This window comes from Jatrophihabitans sp. (assembly GCA_036389035.1).
Lineage (GTDB): Bacteria > Actinomycetota > Actinomycetes > Mycobacteriales > Jatrophihabitantaceae > Jatrophihabitans_A.
In genome coordinates, this window is sequence record DASVQQ010000034.1 from 107,025 (window position 1) to 125,272 (window position 18,248).

The 18,248-nt window shown below is 69.3% G+C and carries 15 protein-coding genes; 14 read left to right on the forward strand and 1 reads right to left on the reverse strand.

Translation table 11 applies throughout. The features are described 5' to 3' along the window. Positions 1 to 165 precede the first annotated feature (165 nt). The 9 genes from VF557_18125 (at position 166) to VF557_18165 (ending at position 11,363) form a co-directional block, all read left to right on the forward strand. The gene (locus VF557_18125; GenBank protein HEX8082134.1) at positions 166 to 930 is read left to right on the forward strand and encodes an HD domain-containing protein; all 765 of its coding nucleotides are present in this window, start codon (positions 166 to 168) and stop codon (positions 928 to 930) included. 90 nt (positions 931 to 1,020) lie between these two features. Further along, positions 1,021 to 3,822 carry an AAA family ATPase gene (locus VF557_18130; protein HEX8082135.1) on the forward strand — a complete coding sequence of 934 codons (2,802 nt, stop codon included), beginning with the start codon at positions 1,021 to 1,023 and terminating at the stop codon, positions 3,820 to 3,822. Positions 3,823 to 3,996: 174 nt separating this feature from the next. Then, complete coding sequence (locus VF557_18135; GenBank protein ID HEX8082136.1) at positions 3,997 to 5,550, forward strand: MFS transporter; 1,554 nt, start codon at positions 3,997 to 3,999, stop codon at positions 5,548 to 5,550. A gap of 613 nt (positions 5,551 to 6,163) precedes the next feature. Further along, complete coding sequence (locus VF557_18140) at positions 6,164 to 6,376, forward strand: heavy-metal-associated domain-containing protein (GenBank protein ID HEX8082137.1); 213 nt, start codon at positions 6,164 to 6,166, stop codon at positions 6,374 to 6,376. Continuing rightward, entirely contained in the window at positions 6,373 to 7,410 is a 1,038-nt protein-coding gene (locus tag VF557_18145) for a heavy-metal-associated domain-containing protein (protein HEX8082138.1), read from the forward strand. Before VF557_18140 ends, VF557_18145 begins: the two co-directional genes overlap by 4 nt. Before the next feature lie 28 nt (positions 7,411 to 7,438). After that, positions 7,439 to 9,760 carry a heavy metal translocating P-type ATPase gene (locus VF557_18150; protein ID HEX8082139.1) on the forward strand — a complete coding sequence of 774 codons (2,322 nt, stop codon included), beginning with the start codon at positions 7,439 to 7,441 and terminating at the stop codon, positions 9,758 to 9,760. A gap of 32 nt (positions 9,761 to 9,792) precedes the next feature. Then, positions 9,793 to 10,092, forward strand: coding sequence for a hypothetical protein (locus tag VF557_18155; protein HEX8082140.1), 300 nt, complete (start codon positions 9,793 to 9,795; stop codon positions 10,090 to 10,092). Between the two features lie 330 nt (positions 10,093 to 10,422). After that, entirely contained in the window at positions 10,423 to 10,899 is a 477-nt protein-coding gene (locus VF557_18160; protein ID HEX8082141.1) for a YbaK/EbsC family protein, read from the forward strand. Between the two features lie 152 nt (positions 10,900 to 11,051). Continuing rightward, positions 11,052 to 11,363 carry a hypothetical protein gene (locus VF557_18165; protein ID HEX8082142.1) on the forward strand — a complete coding sequence of 104 codons (312 nt, stop codon included), beginning with the start codon at positions 11,052 to 11,054 and terminating at the stop codon, positions 11,361 to 11,363. Between the two features lie 171 nt (positions 11,364 to 11,534). On the opposite strand, the gene VF557_18170 is transcribed toward VF557_18165, so the two are convergent. Then, positions 11,535 to 14,735 (reverse strand): BTAD domain-containing putative transcriptional regulator, encoded by a 3,201-nt coding sequence (locus VF557_18170; protein ID HEX8082143.1) that lies wholly within the window; start codon positions 14,733 to 14,735, stop codon positions 11,535 to 11,537. 431 nt (positions 14,736 to 15,166) lie between these two features. Between VF557_18170 and VF557_18175 the strand changes: the two genes are divergently transcribed. The 5 genes from VF557_18175 to VF557_18195 all read left to right on the forward strand — a co-directional run. Further along, positions 15,167 to 16,618 (forward strand): MFS transporter, encoded by a 1,452-nt coding sequence (locus tag VF557_18175; GenBank protein HEX8082144.1) that lies wholly within the window; start codon positions 15,167 to 15,169, stop codon positions 16,616 to 16,618. 77 nt (positions 16,619 to 16,695) lie between these two features. Further along, positions 16,696 to 16,923, forward strand: coding sequence for a heavy-metal-associated domain-containing protein (locus VF557_18180; protein HEX8082145.1), 228 nt, complete (start codon positions 16,696 to 16,698; stop codon positions 16,921 to 16,923). A gap of 271 nt (positions 16,924 to 17,194) precedes the next feature. Then, complete coding sequence (locus VF557_18185; GenBank protein HEX8082146.1) at positions 17,195 to 17,344, forward strand: hypothetical protein; 150 nt, start codon at positions 17,195 to 17,197, stop codon at positions 17,342 to 17,344. Next, the gene (locus tag VF557_18190) at positions 17,344 to 17,862 is read left to right on the forward strand and encodes a hypothetical protein (GenBank protein HEX8082147.1); all 519 of its coding nucleotides are present in this window, start codon (positions 17,344 to 17,346) and stop codon (positions 17,860 to 17,862) included. Before VF557_18185 ends, VF557_18190 begins: the two co-directional genes overlap by 1 nt. A 200-nt stretch (positions 17,863 to 18,062) precedes the next feature. Further along, a partial coding sequence (locus VF557_18195; GenBank protein ID HEX8082148.1) for a DUF4396 domain-containing protein occupies positions 18,063 to 18,248 on the forward strand: 186 nt, incomplete at its 3' end.

An 18,248-nucleotide genomic window follows, 5' to 3' on the forward strand; every position in this document is an offset into this window, starting at 1 on the left:
CGGCAGCCGGGACAGGCTGGGCTGCCGCCACGGCGTTGGGGGCGCCTCGCACGTGCCCGGCCTGCACAGCCGCATGGTGGTCAGGAACCCGGTCACTTGACCGGGGCGAGCCCGGCGCTCGTGCGCCACAGTCGGAGACGACCAACCGTGAGCAAGGAGAACGACATGAACGCCGCTATGACCGTGGGAACCGTCGACTGGACGCACCGCACGGGCGGACGCCTCGAACCCTGCGAGAGACGTCGCCTCGTCGCTGACCTTGCCCGTGTCCACGTCGGCAACGCTGTCGGCCGTCTCAGCGTTCTCGCCCACCTCAACTCGGGCAGGAACGCGTACGTGCCGGCTGCCCGGTTGGCGCCGCCCGACTCGCCGTTGACGCGCGCCGCGGAGGACGCCGCCACCCGCGCCCTGCCGCCAACCCTGCTCAACCACAGCTACCGCACGTACCGGTTCGGCCGGGCGTTGGGCGAGCTCGGCGAGGTTGAGGTCGATGCCGAGCTGCTGTTCGCGGCCGCGCTGCTGCACGACACCGGCCTGGTCATGGCCACCGGGCGGGACGACTTCACCCTCACCTCAGCACGCGTGGCCAGGGACGTCGCCGAACAGGTCGGCTTGTCCACGGCGGCAACCGAGACCTTGCAGACGGCCATCACCATGCACCACAGCCCTCGTGTCACCCTCGCCGCCGGACCGGTCGCTTACCTGCTGTCCGCGGGAGCAGGCGTTGATGTGGCTGGGTTGCGCTGCTGGGAGCTGCCTAGCGCCACCTTGGCTGACGCCGTCCGCGAACACCCCCGCGAGAGCTTCAAGAAGTACTTCGCCCTGGCGTGGGCGGACGAGGCAGCCCGGGTCCCGCGCGGCCGGGCAAGGCTGCTGCGCCGGTATGGCGCCTTCACAGCCGCCATCTCCCTTGCCCCGTTCCAGGAGTGACCCTGTCAGGTCAGGCTCAGCCCCGCCCACGACTGAACCTTCGCTCGGACTGCGATACACGGGTCCTGGGCGGCGGGTGTCGCCCGGTCAATGTGCCGGGATGCCCCGTGTGGCGGTCGCTGCGAGCGGTACGGTCGGCTGGTGCTACACGGCCGCGAGCGGGAACGCGCGCAGCTCGCCGCCCTGGTGGAGCAAGCGCGCGCCGGAACCGCTGGTGTGCTGGTTGTGCTGGGAGAGCCCGGCGTGGGCAAAACCGCCCTCCTTCACGACCTGATGACCTCCCAAGAGCAGGCCGCGGGGGGCGGAGGCGCAGGCGTCCTTCGCACTGCCGGTGTGGAGTCCGAGTCACCGCTGCCCTACGCCGCGCTGCACCGCCTCCTGCGTCCCGCGACGAACTTCGACCGGCTGCCAGCCCCACAAGCGCGTGCGTTGCGGGTCGCGTTCGGCCTTGAGGACGGTCCCACCATTGATCCGTTCCTGGTCGGGGTCGCGACCCTGTCTGTGCTGACCGAGGCAGCCGACGTAGGCGCACTCCTGTTGTGTGTGGTGGACGACGCGCAGTGGCTGGACTCGGCATCGGCGGACGCGTTGCTGTTCGCCGCCCGCCAGTTGTCCGCAGACCCCGTCGCCATGGTCTTCGCCGCCCGCACCGGCGAGGCCGGAGCGGCAGCGTTCACCCCGCCAGGACTTCCCGTGCTGCAACTGGGCGGCCTGGACGACGACGCAGCCCGTCAACTCCTCGGCGAGCGCAGCGGTGATCGGCTGCCCAGTGAGGTCGCCGACCGGCTCGTGAGCGATACCGGTGGGAATCCCCTGGCCCTGCTGGAACTGCCGAGTGGGCTGAGTCCCGCTCAGCTGCACGGCGACGCGCCGTTGCCACCACAGTTGGCGTTGACCGCCGGGGTCGAGCGCGCGTTCCTGGACAGGTGCCGCCGACTCAGCGAACAGGTGCAGACGCTGCTCCTGGTAGCGGCAGCCGACGCCACCGGTAGGGCAGGCACCGTGCGCCAGGCAGCCGGTGTTCTGGGTGTGCAGGCGCACGCGTGGCAGGATGCCGAACGGTCCGGCCTGCTGACTCTCACCGGTGATGTCGTCGAGGTCCGGCACCCCCTGGTCCGGTCCGCGGTGTACCAGGCCGCTACCAGCTTCGAACGGCGCCAGGCACATCGCGCGTTGGCGGACGCGGTCGGATCGGACGACCCGGACCGGGCGACGTGGCACCGTGCCGCCGCAATCGACGGACCCGACGCCGACATCGCAGACGCCCTGTGCGAGGTGGCCGTTCGCGCCGAACAGCGCGGCGGGCACGTCGCCGCAGCCGACGCCTACGAGCGAACCGCCTCCCTCACGGCGAACGAGCCAGCCCGTGCGGCACGCCTGTTCGGGGCCGCGCGCACCGCGTGGGCGGCCGGGCAGGCAGTACGCGCCCGAGCGCTGGCCAGCTCAGCCCGTGAGCTGGCTGCCGACCCGTTGCTACGAGCCGACATCGACCGGCTCCGGGCTCGCATCGAGGTCAACGTCGGCTCCGCCGTCTCCGCCCATCGGATCTTCACCGTGGCGGCGCGAACTGTCGCCGACTTCGATGCCGGTCGGTCGTTGGAGATGGCATGCGCGGCCGCCCTGAACCGTATTTACGGCAGCGACAGCGGAGCTGCCCTGACCGCTGAGGTGCTGACGCGCCTACTGACCCAGACCGACGCTGACACCCAGCGCACCGCCTGCCTGCGGCTGCTGCTAGGCACGCTGACCGCCTCTGCCGAAGGTGACTGGGCCCGCGCCGCCGCCACCCTCGAGGACGCACTGGAGGCTGGACGCCAGGTCGAAGACCTGGACGTGATGGGGAACCTCGGCAACGCCGCCCTCCACCTGGGCCACGACGAGGGCGCCCGGTTCTACTACTCCGCCATGGTGTCCACCGCCCGCGAACACGGGGCCGGCATGGTCGTCATCTACGCGCTGGAACGGCTCGCGTTCGCCCAGCTCCCCACCGGAGCGTGGACTGCCATGCGAAGCTCCGTCGATGAAGCCCTGACCTTGGCGCGCAGCGTCGGCCAGCCCACTCTGACCGCGGCACCCCTGGCATCGCTAACGCTCCTGGCCGCTCTATCCGGCAGCAACGACTTCGACCGCCACCTGGCAGAGGTCAAAGACATCGTGGCCAGACACCCGCTGGGAATCCTGACCGATCCCGTCCACGACGCGACCCGATGGGCCAAAGGCAGCCGTGCCGCCGCCGAAGGGGACGCCCCCGCAGCGCTGCACCACCTGTCCGGAATGCGAGTCCCCGCTCTGCATCGGATGGCGACAGTCGACCGCATCGAAGCAGCCGTGCGCGCCGGCGACAGGAAGCAGGCCCTGGCCTGGGTCGCGGAGCTCACCCCGTTCGCGACCGCGACCAACCACCCGTGGGCGCTGGCCGCCCTCGACCTGGGTCGGGCCTTGACGGCGGCGGACCCGGCCGACGCTACTGCGGCATTCGAGCGGGCGGTGGGCCACTACCAGCACGCCTCGCGCCCCTACGACCTGGCGCGGGCCCAGCTCGCCTACGGAGAGTTCCTGCGTCGCACCAACCGCCGCGTCGACGCCCGCACCCACCTGCGGTCCGCGCTGGAGACCTTCACCGACCTGGCCGCCACCCCCCTCGTCGCCCGCGCCGAACAAGAACTTCGAGCCTCCGGGGAGACCGCCCGTAAACGCGACCCGTCCACCCTGTTGAACCTGACGCCGATGGAACGCAAGATCGCCCAGCTGGTCAGCACCGGGCTGTCGAACAAGGACGTCGCCGCCCAGTGCTGGGTGTCCCCACGAACGGTGGCGTTCCACCTGCGGAACGTGTTCACCAAGGTCGGAGTCAGCTCGCGGACCGAGCTCGCCCGGCTCGACTTCAGCTGAAGCCCTTTCAGCCGACCGCGTTGGCGCCCTTGTCTGAGGGCCGCTGATACCCCGGCCATTTGACCGGCGCGACCCGCTGGCGTTCCGGCGACGGTAGATGTCACACCGCCACAGCACATCCCCCGGTGCGACCACAGGAAACCGCCCCAGCCAGCACCTCGTCGAGGAGTAGTCATGCACGCCAAGCCCGCCGCCGAACCGCTCGCGGTCCACACCGCCACGCACCCCGTCCACGCACCCCACGCCCACCACGGTCACGGGCCTGCTGCCACCCACGCTGATGCCCATGCCCACCACACAGGTGCGCACCACGGCGACACGGACAACGGGCCGCGCAAATCCTGGGCCGTCCTGGCCCTTGCCCTCGCCGCGCAGATTCTCGTCGTCTTGGACATCTCTGTGGTCAACACCGCCCTACCGACCATCGGACGCGACCTTGGTCTGGACGGCTCGGACATGCAGTGGGTCGTCACCGCCTACCTCATGATGTCCGGAGGAGGGCTGCTGTTCGGCGGCCGCATCGCCGACCTGCTCTCCCGCAAATGGGTGTTCCTGACCGGCTTGGCCGTGTTCACCATCGCCTCCATCGTCAGCGGGTTCGCCGGCGGCGCAACCGAGCTCATCGCCGCCCGCGCCGCCCAAGGGCTGTCCGCCGCCCTGATGACCCCAGCCGCACTGTCCATCATCATGACCACCTACTCCGGCGCACAGCGCCGCACCGGCCTGGCCCTGTGGGGTGCCGTCGGCTCTCTCGGCGTCGCCGCCGGAGCCCTGCTCGGCGGCGGCCTGACCACCTGGGCCGGCTGGCAGACCATCTTCTGGATCAACGCCCCCATCGGCGCCGTCGCGCTCCTGGCCGGCCTCAAGGTCATCCCCGCCGTGACGACGCCGCGGGCCTCGCTGAATCAGTTCGACCTGACCGGCGCCGCCACCGTCATCGGCAGCCTCGTCGCCCTCGTCTACGCCCTCGGCGCCACCGAACAGCACGGGTGGCTCTCGCCGCGAGTCCTCCTCGCCCTGGCCGCCTCCGCGCTGCTCGCTGTCGCGTTCATCCGCATGGAGCGTCGCGTCGCGAACCCGCTCGTCCCGCCGCACACGTGGAAGGTGAAGTCGCTCGTCTCTGGCACGGCCGTCATGCTCGGCGTCACCGGCATCCTCGTGGGCGCCGTCTTCCTCACCTCCATCTTCGTCCAGACCGTGATGGGGTACTCCGCCATCCGCGCCGGCGTCGCATTCATCCCGCTCGCCCTGGCCATCACCGTCGGCACCGTTCTCGCCAAGCACGCCCTCGCCCACGGCACACCGCGCACCATCGCCGCGATCGGCCTGCTCCTGGTGGCCGGCGGTGCGGCCCTCCTCGCCCAGGCATCCACTGGGGCGGGCTTCGCCACCGACGTCCTTCCCGGAATGGTCATCATTGGCCTCGGTGTGGGCATGGTCTTCGTCCCGGTCTCGGTGTCCGCGATGGGCGGCATCCCGCCGCAGCACGCTGGCATGGCCTCCGGCTTTCTCATGACAGGACACGAGGTTGGCGCTGCCCTCGGCGTCGCCGTCATCTCGGCGGTCGCTAGCACGGCCGGCAGCCTTACCAGCGTGACCGGTGTCATCGAGGGGTTCCCCCGCGGGTTTCTCGCCGCCGCCGGCATCGCCGCCGTGATGGCCGTGTTCGCGTACCTGCGGATGCCCGCAGTCCGAGCCGAAGGCGCGGCGATGCACATGCACCACTGACCAAGCCACACACACGCCGCCTCGCAGCGGGCCACCAAGCGAGCCCGGACTTCCGCCCCCTCGGAGGTCCGGGCTCCTGGCTCGCCACATCCATCCCTCGGCGCTTCAAGCGACCGGCACAATCCCCTTTCGCGCCGGTCCCATTCCGTGGCCGCACACGTCTTACTCCCGAGCCGGACCGACCCGGATGCTCATGCGCTCCCCAGGACGGCCAAAGATGCTCAGGATCTCCGCCGGCTCCTGCCCGAGGCTTCCGAACCAGAGCGGCACCCGGGTTTCGAACTCCGCGACCTCCCCGGGTCCAATGACCCAGTCCCTATTTCCGAGCAGAGCCGCCGTGGCCGGACAGAACGTAAATCCACTCATAACCGTCGTGGGCTGGGCAGGCATCGCTGTCGAGCGGCTGTCCTCAGCGCTGCCGGGTGCTGCAGCGGAGCCGCTTGGACAGGGGACGGACAGGGCGGCAGCGCACGCTGGGTTCCAACGCAATAAGGCCCCCAGAGCCCGCCCCATGGACTAGACCGCAACTTGTAAAAATACCCCTGGGGGGTATAGGGTTAGCGCACTCAGATCCCCCTATACGTATTACTCACCTTCTAGTCAGGAGTCAGCGATGAACACCACCGAGTACCAGGTCACCGGCATGACGTGCGGGCACTGCGAGATGTCGGTCCGCGAGGAAGTCAGCACCGTCCCCGGCGTCCAGGACATCGAGGTCAGCGCGCAGACCGGCAAGCTGGTCGTCACCTCCGCCTCCCCCGTCGACGACGACGCCGTCCTCGCCGCGGTCGACGAGGCCGGCTACAAGGCGGTGCGCGCCTCGTGAACACCGCAACCCGACTCGGCGCGTACGGCGCAGGACTGGCCCTCGTCTTCGGCGGCGCATTCGTCGCCGCCGACGCCGGCGTCCCGCAGAGCACCGTCAGCAACTGGACCAACGAAGCCAAGGGACACGACATGGACAGCACCACCGGCGGCCACGGCGGCCACGACGCCAGCACCCCCGCCCAGACCAGCGCTGCCGTCCCCGGGGTCACCAGCGCCCACGGCGGCTACCTGCTCATGCCCGTCGCCGCTCCTGCCGAGGCCGACCGGGCCGGGGACCTGTCGTTCCGCATCCTCGACGCAGACGGCCAAGCCTTGACGAGCTTCGCCACCTCGCACGAGAGACTGCTTCACCTGATCGTGGTCCGCACCGACGGCACCGAGTTCCGCCACGTGCACCCCACGATGGACGCCGACGGCACCTGGTCGCTGCCTTGGCAGTGGTCCGAGGCCGGTACCTACCGCATCTACGCCGACTTCGTCCCCGACACCGACGAGACCCGAGAGACCATCACCTTGACCCGCACGGTCGAGGTGGCCGGCCAGTTCACCCCCGCCACCCCTGAGGCGACCAACACCGCGACCGTGGACGGGTACACCGTGGACCTGACCGGCCAGGTGACCGCCGGGTCCAGCTCCGAGCTGACCTTTACCGTGTCCAAGGACGGCAAGCCCGTCACCAACCTGGAGCCCTACCTCGGCGCGTTCGGCCACCTGGTCGCGCTGCGCGACGGCGACCTGGCCTTCCTCCACGTCCACCCCGAAGGTGACGAGCCCACTCAGGGCGACACCGCCGGGCCCGATGTCGGGTTCGTCGCGGAGCTGCCCACCGCAGGCCGCTACCTGCTGTACCTGGACTTCCAGGTCGACGGAAAGGTCCACAGCGCCCCGTTCGTCGTCGACACCACCGCCACCGCTACCGACGAGGCCGGACACGCCGACTCCACCCACGCGAACAACGAAACACCCGCCGACCCCAAGCCCGACACGGATGCCGACCCGGGCGCCGAGTCCGGCGACGGTCACGGTCACTGATCCGCATCACACACTGAAGGAGGAACCCATGACTGCATCCCCGGCCCACACCCTGGGCCCCAGCATCGAGCTCGAGATCGGCGGGATGACCTGCGCCTCCTGCGCGATGCGGATCGAGAAGAAGCTCAACAAGCTTGACGGCGTCACTGCCACGGTCAACTACGCCACCGAGAAGGCGCAGGTCCGAGCCCCCGAAGGGGTCGACACCGAAGTCCTCATCGCCGAGGTGGCCAAGGCCGGCTACACCGCCTCCCTGCCGCGCAGCAAGGACAACACGGCCACCGTCGACGCCTCGGACGAGGACCAGCCAGACACCGAGCTCCTCGCCCTGCGACAGCGCCTCGTTGGCTCAGTCGCTCTCGCTGTGCCGGTCATCGCCATGTCGATGATCCCGGCGTTCCAGTTCGACTACTGGCAATGGGCGTCCCTGACCCTGGCAGCACCCGTGGTGCTCTGGGCAGCCTGGCCCTTCCACCGCGCCGCGTGGATGAACCTGCGTCACGGCGCCGCCACCATGGACACCCTGGTCTCCCTCGGCACCCTGTCGGCACTGCTGTGGTCGCTGTACGCACTGTTCCTCGGCACCGCCGGCACCCCCGGGATGACCCACCCGTTCGAGCTGACCGTCGAGCCCACCGACGGCGCCGCGAACATCTACCTCGAGGTCGCTGCCGGCGTCACCATGTTCCTGCTCGCCGGCCGCTACTTCGAAAAGCGGTCCAAACGCCAAGCCGGTGCCGCGCTACGGGCGCTGCTCGAGCTCGGCGCCAAGGACGTCGCAGTCATCCGAGACGGCGTCGAGGTCCGCATCCCGACCTCCGAGCTCACCGAAGGCGACGAGTTCGTGGTCCGTCCCGGCGAGAAGATCGCCACCGACGGTGTCATCGCCTCCGGCAGCTCCGCAGTCGACGCCTCCATGCTCACCGGCGAGTCCGTGCCCGTCGAGGTGGGCGAAGGTGACCCCGTCACCGGCGCCACTGTCAACGCCGGCGGGCGACTCGTCGTGCGCGCCACCCGGGTTGGCTCCGACACTCAGCTGGCCCAAATGGCCAAGCTCGTCGAGGACGCCCAGTCCGGCAAGGCTCAGGTGCAGCGCCTGGCCGACCAGGTCTCCGGCATCTTCGTCCCGATCGTCATCGCCATCGCGGTCGCCACCCTGGCTGCCTGGCTGGGTGCCGGGTTCCCGGTCAGCGCCGCCTTCACCGCAGCGGTCGCTGTCCTCATCATCGCCTGCCCGTGCGCCTTGGGCCTGGCCACGCCGACCGCACTGCTGGTTGGTACCGGCCGCGGCGCCCAGATGGGTGTGCTCATCAAGGGCCCCGAGGTGCTGGAGTCAACCCGCAAGGTCGACACGATCGTGCTCGACAAGACCGGCACGGTGACCACCGGCAAGATGACCCTCGTTGACGTGTTCGTCGCCGACGGTGTCTCCCGCGAGGAGCTGCTCCGCCTGGCCGGTGCGCTCGAGGACGCCTCCGAGCACCCGATCGCCCAGGCGATTGCCAAGGGCGCAGTCCAGGAGGTCGGCCCCCTGCCCACCCCAGAGGACTTCGCCAACGTCGAAGGCAAGGGCGTCCAGGGCATTGTGGACGGACACGCGGTCCTGGTTGGACGCGAGACGCTGCTGGCCGACTGGTCGCAGCATCTCGACGTCGACCTCGCCCGCGCCAAGGCGAACGCTGAGGCGCACGGCAAGACCGCCGTCGCCGTCGGCTGGGACGGCCAAGCCCGTGGCGTCCTCGTCGTGGCTGACCAGGTCAAGCCGACCAGCTACGAGGCCATCGCCCAGCTGCGGTCACTGGGCCTGACCCCGATCCTGCTCACCGGTGACAACCGAGCTGTCGCCGAACAGATCGCCGCCGAAGTCGGCATCGAAGACGTGATCGCAGAAGTCATGCCGCAGGACAAGGTCGACGTCATCGCCAAGCTGCAAGATCAGGGCAAGGTGGTTGCGATGGTTGGTGACGGTGTGAACGACGCCGCCGCCCTGGCTAAGGCCGACCTTGGCCTGGCTATGGGCACCGGCACCGACGTCGCCATCGAGGCCGCCGACATCACCCTGGTGCGCGGAGACCTGCGCAGCGCCGCCGACGCGATCCGTCTCTCCCGCAAGACCCTGGGAACCATCAAGACAAACCTGTTCTGGGCCTTCGGGTACAACGTCGCAGCCATCCCGCTGGCCGCCCTCGGCCTGCTCAACCCGATGCTAGCTGGCGCGGCGATGGCGTTCTCCAGCGTCTTCGTCGTCGGCAACAGCATGCGGCTGCGCTCCTTCAAGACCCGAGCCACCGGCATCCCTACCTCCCCGGCCACCACCCCGGCCAGGATCGCCCAGCCGGTCGGCTCCTGACAGCACACCCCACCGGAAAGGAACCGTTTCACATGTGCGAGAACCACCAGCACGACCCCGGCACCGCCAAGGCCGAGTCCCTCACGCTCGAGCCGCTGGTACCGGCCGCCACCGCCGGCAGCTGTTGCGGCTCGAACACCGACGCGGCCCCCGCCGTCCAAGAGCTAGACGACGTCGCCGAGTGCCCGGTGATGACGGGAACCCCAGTCAACAAGGCTCAAGCCGAAGCCGCCGGGCTGTACCGGGACCACAACGGTCAGCGGTACTGGTTCTGCTGCGCCGCGTGCGGTCCGATGTGGGACGCCGATCCGGACGAGTACGCCGCAGCCTGACCAGAAGCCAGCCCGGTGGCCGTACCGAGACTTTCCCCGGTCCGCAGCGGCCACCTGGCCGCGGGGCCTCCCCCCGCCCCCGCAGCCCCCAGACCCTGTCCGGCGAATGCCTACGGCCGTTCCGTGTCGCCCGCCCCCGCCTTGCGTCCTGACTGTGTGAAGGGAGAACGTCATGAACTGCACTGCCTGTGTCCCTGCGTCTCGGTCGCTTAGAAGCGGCGGTCGCGAGGTGGTCGCCTGGGCATTGTCGTGCCTGACTGTCTGTGCGCTCAACGCGCTCGCGGAACGCCGCTCCCGTCCGCCCACTTCGACACCCTGCTGAGGAGACCCATGGATGAGGAACGTGCTACGGCGGTCTTGGATGAAACGGGCATCGACTACACGCTCGTGCGTCATGGGCCGGTCAGCTCCCTTGCCGAGGCCGCGCAGCTGCGTGGTGTGCACCCGGGGCAGGTCGTCAAAACGCTGGTGGTGCGCCGAGGCGATGGCGACTACCTGTTCGTACTTGTCCCCGGCGACCGGCAGATCAGCTGGCCCCAGCTGCGCACCCTCCTCGACGTCACCCGCCTGTCGATGCCCGACGCCGAGACGGCCCGCACGGTGACCGGATACGAGCGCGGCACGATCACCCCGTTCGGGGCACTCCACCCGTTGCCCGTCATCGCCGACTCCCGGATCCAAGGAACGATCTCCATCGGCGCCGGAGCACACGGGGTGAGCGCCCTGGCCGACGCAGCCGACGTCATCGAGGCGTTGTCCGCCACCGTCGCCGACGTCACCGCGCCGCAAGCACGCACAGGTGCCTGATTCGGCAGCAAGGTGTGATGAACGGGCGAGTTCGCACCCGCGGGCTTGGGGTGCGGGATGCTGTCGTACCTGAAGATCGGGACGGGCGCCGGGTCGGACGAAGCGAGCACCCGAAGATGCTCGGGCTGTCGGATCAGCGGCATGCTGGGGGCATGGACGTGGAGCTGCTGGTCGTGCCCGACTGCCCGAACAAGATGTCGGCCTACGACCTGACGCGGGCCGCGTTCACGGAGCTGGGCGTTGCGTCGTTGGTCACGACTACCGTCATCACCGACGACACACAGGCCCAGGCCCGCGGGTTCACTGGCTCACCGACGTTCCTCATCAACGGCCACGACCCGTTCGCTGAGCCGGGCGCGGCTGTGGGGGTCGCGTGCCGGGTCTACCGGACCCCGACCGGGTTCGCCGGCGTGCCGTCACTGGAGGAGCTGTGCGCCGTGCTGCGCCGCGAGATCACCGGCTGAGCGCACTTTTAGTGCTCGGCCGGGCCGTCTCCATTGAGCCGGAGCGCAGCCCACAGCCCGCACCTGGTACCCCGTCGATGCGTACGTACGACCCAGCGAGAGAACCGGCGACGAAGACGCCGTCGTACGGCGAGGATGCGCCCGAGGCTCGCGTCGTCCTGGGTGCGGGTGTCAGAGGTTCGGGACCAGGTCCGGCGCCAGTTCGACGACGGTGGCGGCGAGATCCTGCTGCTCGTGCGGCGGCGCCGGCCGCGACGAGGTGGCGCGCAGCTGGGTCGCCTCCGCGAGCAGGGTTGATGCAAGCGCGTGGTCCCCGCTCCCGGCGGCCAGCCGGCACAGGCCCTCCAGTGCGGTGCTGGTGAGCCCCGGCTCCCCGATCCGGCGGCTGAGGGTCAGCAGCTCGTCGTACCGCTGGTGAGCAGTGGCCACATCTCCCGCCGCTTCGTCGCACCGGGCCAGGCCGGCGAGTGCGAGCCCTTGGGGAACGGGGGTGCCGAGCGCCACCAACCCGGCGTACGACTCGTCGTAGCGGCTATGGGCCACGTCCCACTCCTGCCCGACCTGGGCCAGCAGTCCGTGGCCGTAGCAGGCGAGAACGGCGCCGGCGCCATCACCGACGTGCTCGGAAGCGGCGATTGCCCGGTCGAACAGACCCCGGGCAGCGTCTTCGTCGCCGAGGTGGAGCTGGGCGATTCCCAGGTCGGCCAGCGCCCACTGCACGGTGTTGTACAGGCCGGCACCGCTCGCTACGTCGATCGCCTCCTCGAGCACCCGCGACCCTTCCTCGTAGCGGCCAAACTGTCGCAGACCCCAACCGAGGTGGTACAGGATCGCCGACAGGCCCCACGGATCGTCGAGTTGCCGGAACGTCGCGGCGGTTGCGCGCCCGATCGGGACCGCGGCGGTCTCGCCGTTCTTGAGGGCGGTCTCCATGCGTACGAAGCCGACGACGCCATCGCCCCATGCGTCGCCATCGGCTGCGAACTGTGCCTCGGCGGCGCGCAGCAAGTCCTCAGCCTGCTCACGGTCCTGACCGGTGACCCCCTCGACGGCCAGCAGGACGCGCGACAGAGCGGCGCGTGAGTCGTCTCCGAGGTCCTCGAAGATCGCCAAGCTCTCCCGGGCGGTCTCGGCGCACCGCGGACTGGGATGCACCAGGCACGCGCGCGGACGCTCTACCAAGGAGACCGCCTGGAGGGCGCGAGCCCGCGCGGACGGGCTGCCGTTGCCCAACGCGAGAAGGCGCGACAACAGCTCGCGGCCTTCCAGGTGGCGGCCCAGGTGCCAGAAGAGCCCGAGGGCGCCAGCCGTTTCGAGTGCCGAGTCGAGATCCCCATCAGGCCGACCCAGCCACGCGAGCGCGGCCCTGATGTTGGGTTGCTCCTCGCGCAGCTGTTGGAACGTCTCGCGCTGGGCGTGGCCGCGCAGGTGCGGCTCGGCGTCGCGGACGACGTCACGGAAGTACTCCGCATGTCGTTGTGCCATGACGTCGTGCTCGCCAGTAGCGAGCAGCTGCTCCGCGGCGTACTGGCGCAAGGTGTCGAGCATCCGGTAGCGCGTTGCTGCTGCCCCACGCTCGACCCCCACCATGGAGCGCTCGACCAGACGGCCGATGGTGTCGAGTACCTCCCCGGCATCGAGGCTCGCGTCGCTGAGGACGGCCTCGGCGGCGGTGAGACTCCATCCTCCCTGGAAGACGGCGAGCCGGTTGAAGGCGCGCTGCTCACGTTCGCTGAGCAGGTCATAGCTCCAGTCGACCGTCGCACGGAGCGTCTGCTGACGCGCCTCGGCGGTGCGCGCGCCGGTCGTGAGTAGTGCGAACCGCTGGTCCAGACGCCCAGCGATCTCGACGGGTGCCATCGTCGCGACCCGGACACCGGCGAGCTCGAGGGCGAGTGGGATGCCGTCGAGAGCGCGGCTGATGCGACCAATCGCGACAAGGTCGTCGGCAGCGAAGACCGTTCCCGGCCGGACCGCCCGGGCCCGTTCGACGAACAGCTGCGCGGCCGGGTACTCCAGCACGCGCCCGGCGGGCGTCCCGTCGGGCGGGGTGTCTAGCGGCCCCACGGTCACCTGCACTTCGTCGGGAACCGCGAGTGCTTCGCGGCTGGTTGCCAGGATTGTCACGAGCGGGCACCGGCCCAGGATCTCGTCGATGAGGCCGGCGGCGGCGTCGATGACGTGTTCGCAGTTGTCGATCAGCAGCAGGAGCCGGCGCCTGACCAGGTACGAGACCACCCGCTCCCGTACGTCGCGGACCGCGGCCGCTCCGTCCAGTGGCACCCCGAGGGCGTCGGCCACGGCCAATGGCACCTGGTCGGGGGTGTCGACGGAGGCGAGGCGGACCCCGAAGGCACCATCGGGGAAGGCGTCGGAGGCTCGCACCACGGCGGCGAGGGCCAGCGAGGTCTTGCCGGCGCCGCCGGGGCCGATCAGCGACAGCAGGCGAGCTCCGTGGATCAGTTCGGCCAGGGAGTCGAGCTGGTCGTCGCGGCCGATCAGCGGGCGCACCACCGTCGGCAGGTTCGTAGGCGACGTGGCTCTCTCCTCGGCCCGACGCGTACCGGACACCGCCACTGGCGTCCCGCCCATGTCGGGCTGTGAGCCGAGCGCCTCGTCCTGGCGCAGTACGCGTTCGTGCAGCGACCGCAACGTCAGAGAAGGCTCCAGGCCCAGCGACTCGTCCAGTACTTGACGGGTGCGGAGGTACGCCTCGAGAGCTTCCGTTTGTCGTCCACTGCGGTACAGGGCGACCATGAGCAGACCGGTGAGCGACTCCAGGGTCGGGTCGTGTGTGACCAGGGGTTCCAGGTCACCGATGACCTCGGCCTCACGGCCAAGGGCCAGCGCGATCTGTGCCCGCTCCGTGAGGGCGGTCAGCTTGAGCTTGGAGAAGCGCGCGGCCTCCACGGTGGCCCACTGCTCGGTCGCGAAGTCACTGAGTGCATCGCCGCGCCATAAGCCCAGGGCCTCGTCGTAGGCGTTCAGGGATGCCGGATCTGCTGCTCCTGCGCCCGCCTCGGAGCGTGACCTCGCCTCCCGCACCCGGGCAACGAAGTCGACGGCGTCGACTGATGCGGGGTCGACGTTGGCGCGGTAGCCCACGCCTTCGCGGGTGACCACCTCAGACACACCGATGGCCCTCAGGCTGCGCCGCAGCTTGGAGACTCGGATTTGCAAGGCGTTCATCGGATCGACCGGGAGTGAGGATTCCGACCAGAGCCGGTCCACCAGTATGGTCGCCGGGATCGTCAGGCCTGGGGAGAGCAGGAGCTGGACCAAGACAGCGCGCTCCGCAGCGCCTGGCATCGCTACGGGTCGCCCGTCGACCAGGATCTCCATCGGACCCAATAGCCGGAAACGCACGTCCACGACCCTCTCCTTGCTCTCCTCGGGTCTTCGCGTCGTAGCGCGAGGCTGAGACAGGGCCCGGTGGCCCTTCGACTCTACGCCCGCTGGTGACCCGGGTGGAGGAATTGGATCCGCCCAGGACATGTGAGGGTCTCCGTCATTGGTTGACGTCAGGAGCCTCCTGATACCGGCTGTCCTCCCGAAGTCTCGCGCCCTGTCGACGTCGCGGTCATGTGCCGGTGACGTCGTGGCTCTCATCGAGAAACTGGACCGGGTAGCCGAGGCCGCGCACCGCGCCGAGAACTTCGTCCACGCTCATCGTCCCGGACAGGCGGACCAGTCAGCGTGTTGCGTGACGACAGGAATGGGACAGGGGGCGGACAGGCACCCGGTGCAGCCTTCGGGCATCGGCAGCACCACCGCGCCGCTCATCATTGAAAGAGAGGGAACCCATGTCTTCCACCGCACCCGCCGCAGCCAGGACCGGCGACCGGCGCTGGCTGGCGCTGGGGCTCATCGCCGCAGCTCAGTTCATGGTCATCATGGACACGTCCATCATCGGGGTGGCGCTGCCCGAGATGCAGCAGGACCTCGGATTTGACCCGCAGAACCTCAGCTGGGTCTTCAATGCCTACGTCGTCGCGTTCGGCGGTCTCCTGCTCCTCGGCGGCCGCCTGTCAGACCTGCTCGGGGCTCGCCGCATCTTCAACACCGGCTGGGCGATCCTCGCCGCCGGTTCACTCGTCGCTGGCCTGGCTGACACCGCGACCATCGAGATCGTCGGCCGCGCCGTGCAGGGCGCCGGCGCAGCGCTGATCGCACCCTCGGCATTGACACTGCTGTTCACGATCTTCGGTGCCAAACCCAAGGAGCTCACCAAGGCGTTGGCGCTCTACGGTGCAGCCGCGCCCGCCGGCGGTACGGCGGGAGTCTTCCTCGGCGGCGTTCTCACCGAGTACGCCAGCTGGCCGTGGGTGTTTTTCATCAACGTGCCTCTGGCGATCGCCGTCCTGGTCATGTCGTCGGCAGTCATGCCGGCCGGCGCCAGGACCAGAGGAAGCATCGACTTCGTCGGCGCCGCCACGGTGACCGCTGGAATCGCCGCCTTGGTCTACGCCGTCGTGCAGGCGCCCGAGGCAGGCTGGACTGCCTCGTCCACCTTGATCCCCGCCATCGTCGGGGTCGTGCTGGTGGCAGTCTTCGTGGCGCTGCAGGCCCGCCTGCGCCAGCCCCTCATGCGGCTGGGCATCTTCCGTGCCCCCAACCTCGCCGCCGCCAACATGGCCCAGCTCCTGCTCGGTGCTGCCTGGATCCCGATGTTCTTCTTCATCAACCTCTACTTGCAGCAGGTGTTGGGTCTCGGCGCCTTCGCCAGCGGCGCGGCGCTACTGCCTCTCACGCTGACGATCATGATCGGTATGATCGCGGTCGCTCCGCGACTCATCGCCCGCTACGGTACCAAGGCGATGACGGTTGCCGGACTCGCTACCCTTGCTGCCGGTCTGGTGTGGCTCTCCTTCATCAGCCCCGACGGCTCGTTCTCAGTCGACGTGCTGCCCGCCACCCTGGTCACGGCCGCCGGCATGGCCATGGCATTCATCCCCTCACTGGGCACCGCGCTTTCAGCGGCCGCACCCGAGGAGGGTGGGCTGGCCGCCGGGATCGTCAACACCAGCTACCAGATCGGGTCCGCGCTCGGCCTTGCCGCCATGACGGCGGTCGCCGCCGCGTACGGCGCCGACCAGATCGGGAACGCAACGGCTCTGACAAACGGCTTCTCGGCCGGTCTTTGGGGCGCTGCTGCCCTCGCCGGCGCCGGCGCGCTGATCGCGGCGCTCACCCTGCGGTCCGCCGCATCCCCCACGGCTTCTGCCGCCGAGGAAGTGAGCGTGGGAGCCAACTGACCACGTCAGCCCCGTCCGCCGCAACGGCGGACGGGGGCTGCGGCCTGCCCGCCCACTCACCCATCCCGGAGGATCCCATGCGCACTTTGACCTTCTCCGTTGACGGCATGCGCTGCCGTCGATGCGTGCGACGCGCTACCGCCGTGGTCCGCGACGTCGAAGGCGTCCACGCCGTCACGGCCAACGCCAAGTCGGGGCTGCTCACAGTCCGCGGCACGATGAGCGACACCGACATCGTGGTGTCGCTGCGCAACAGCACCTTCACCCCCCGCCTCATCGCCCAAAAACCCAGGCCGGAGTTCTGACCGGGTGCGACGACTGCCAACCTGACCACTGCAAGGTCGCTGACAGCAGCCACTCGACTGCCACTGAGCCCGGCCCATCAAGCGTGAGCTGTATGTCGACACGGCCCACGCGCTTAACCACCAGCATCAGGCGCAGAATGGCCACGGGCTTGCACAATATCGAATGCATCTGAAGGGTAAGAGTCGTGGAATCCATGCACGCCGCGAGCAGAGGGACGCCATGACTGACCCGCACCGTCCTACCGATGGCGCGCCAGGGATGCCCCGGTGGGTGAAGGTCTTCGTCGCCATTGCCGCCCTGCTGGTGCTGGTCGTAGTCGTCATGCTCCTCCTCGGCAGCGACCACGGGCCGGGCATGCATACCGGCCTGCGCTCAGTGACGCCCTTGACGCAGGGGGCGTTAGTCGGCCCGGCCGCCTGATGGTGATGCCGCCGGCGCTGCGCAAGGCAGCCCTGACCACCCACGTCATCTCTTCGGTCGGTTGGCTCGGGGCCGTCGCGGCGTTCTTGGCCCTGGCTGTCGCCGGCCTCGCCGTGGACGATCCCGCCACCGTCCGGTCGATGTACGTCGCTATGGAGGTCTTGGGACTGGCAGCGTTGGCCCCGCTCAGCCTGGCGTCGTTCGCTTCTGGTTTGGTGCAGTCGCTCGGGACGTCCTGGGGCCTGTTCCGGCACTACTGGGTAGTCGTGAAACTCACCATGACGGTGCTGGCCACCGTGATCCTGCTGCTCTACCTGTCGACGCTGCGCCTCCTCGGTGACGCCGCCCGCAGCCCATCGCTGGCTGACGACCAGCGCCTACTGCCAAGCGCGTCGCCGGTCCTGCACGCCAGCGGAGCTATCGCCGTCTTGCTGATTGCCGCGGTCTTGTCGGTCTACAAGCCGAAGGGCCTGACCCGTCACGGCTGGCGCAAGCAGCGGTCACTAACCCCCCGATAAGCCTGACATTGAAGGGGGAAACTAAGCAATCGACGGGTGTGCGGAGTGTGGCCTGGCCTAGCCAGCAGCCTCGCAGCTGACTCCAGGGTGCCATCTAGGCCAGACCCACGGGCATACGCCAATCAGGCAATCAAAAGAGCCTTGTTAGTTATACCCCCTTGGGTATAACTAACAAGGTATCCACCCGTTGGAGGGAAGCTATGAACCACAGCACGCACACCGAACCGCAGGACGGCAAGGCCCTTACCCGCCTGGCCGTGTCAGCCACGCTGCACTGCCTGACGGGCTGCGCCATCGGTGAAGTCCTCGGCATGGTGATCGGCACCGCCCTGGGCTGGTCGGACCTGCAGACCATCGCGCTGGCCGTGGCGCTGGCGTTCTTCTTC